General features: G+C 64.5%; 1 protein-coding gene. It reads left to right on the forward strand.

Annotated features, from left to right (window positions below):
• A partial coding sequence (locus L981_RS32810) for a 5-dehydro-4-deoxyglucarate dehydratase (RefSeq protein ID WP_043627070.1) occupies positions 1-608 on the forward strand: 608 nt, incomplete at both ends.

The following is a 608-nucleotide window of genomic DNA, read 5'->3' on the forward strand; positions in this document are numbered from 1 at the left end:
ATCCCCGGTATCGTCCGGGCGGCCAAGGATGTTGCCGGCGACACGGCGATCGTATCGGGCTGCGGCTATGGCACCGAGATGGCGGTCGACATCGCCCGCTCGGTCGAGCGCGTCGGCGCCGACGGCATCCTGCTTCTGCCGCACTACCTGATCGATGCGCCGCAGGAAGGGCTTTATGCCCATGTGAAGACGATCTGCCAGTCGGTCGGCATCGGCGTCATGGTCTATAACCGCGACAATGCGGTGCTGCAGGCCGATACGCTTGCCCGGCTCTGCGACGAATGCCCGAACCTGATCGGCTTCAAGGATGGCACCGGCGATATCGGGCTGGTGCGTCAGGTCACCGCCAAGATGGGCGACCGGCTGATGTATCTCGGCGGCATGCCGACGGCGGAACTGTTTGCCGAGGCCTATCTCGGTGCCGGCTTCACCACCTATTCCTCGGCCGTCTTCAACTTCGTGCCGGGCCTTGCCAACGAATTCTATGCAGCCCTTCGCGCCGGCGAGCGCGCCACCTGCGAGCGCATCCTCAACGAGTTCTTCTATCCGTTCATGGCGATCCGCAACCGCGCCAAGGGCTATGCGGTGTCGGCGATCAAGGCCGGCGT

It is taken from the genome of Ensifer sp. ZNC0028, assembly GCF_000799055.1.
Taxonomy (GTDB): domain Bacteria; phylum Pseudomonadota; class Alphaproteobacteria; order Rhizobiales; family Rhizobiaceae; genus Ensifer.